This window comes from Nocardia amamiensis (genome assembly GCF_015477605.1).
GTDB classification, from domain to species: Bacteria; Actinomycetota; Actinomycetes; order Mycobacteriales; family Mycobacteriaceae; genus Nocardia; species Nocardia amamiensis_A.
In genome coordinates this window covers 1-255 of record NZ_JADLQX010000346.1, presented here as the reverse complement: position 1 = coordinate 255, position 255 = coordinate 1, and the positions used below count along the sequence as shown (strand labels likewise).

Sequence of the window (255 nt, the reverse complement as noted above, 5' to 3'; positions counted from 1 at the left end):
AGCCGCTGACCGACGCCGATCGGCACAAGCCGCTGCGCCCGGCCAACACCGCGTACGTGATCTTCACTTCCGGTTCGACCGGCCGCCCGAAGGGTGTGGCGGTGTCGCACGCGGCGATCGTCAACCGCCTGGTGTGGATGCACGCCGAGTACGGCTTGGCGGCCTACGACGTGGTGTTGCAGAAGACCCCGGCGACGTTCGACGTGTCGGTGTGGGAGTTCTTCTGGCCGTTGCAGGTCGGTGCGCGGCTGGTGG

1 protein-coding gene is annotated in these 255 nt (G+C 68.2%); it reads left to right on the top strand.

Features of this window, described 5'->3' with window-relative positions; genetic code table 11:
- Positions 1 to 255, top strand: a 255-nt coding sequence (locus tag IU459_RS38090; protein WP_195134373.1) for an AMP-binding protein, incomplete at both ends; no start/stop codon positions are given.